Here is a 219-nt window from a genome sequence, read left to right as displayed (position 1 = left end):
CGACGCTCCGGCGACCCCGGAGCAGAAGGCGACCCTCGGCAAGCTCGCTCCCGAGGCGGTGACGGCGACCGCGCTCGCCGGCGAGGACATCACGGCGAAGCTGTCGCACGCCCCTGGCAACGGTGCGGCGATCGGCGGCCTCAAGGTGCAGACCGAGCACGCCTGGTTCGCCGCTCGCCCTTCGGGCACCGAAGACGTCTACAAGCTCTATGCGGAGAG

The 219-nt window shown here is 71.2% G+C and carries 1 pseudogene; it reads left to right on the top strand.

The window, feature by feature from the left end:
• Positions 1–219: pseudogene (locus tag DSP71_RS23885) on the top strand (phosphoglucomutase, alpha-D-glucose phosphate-specific); the annotation flags it as partial.

The sequence above is a fragment of the Microbacterium sp. H6 genome (assembly GCF_003314775.1).
Classification (GTDB): domain Bacteria; phylum Actinomycetota; class Actinomycetes; order Actinomycetales; family Microbacteriaceae; genus Microbacterium; species Microbacterium oxydans.
Note: the sequence above shows the minus strand (reverse complement) of the source record. Positions and strands in the feature narration are given on the sequence as shown.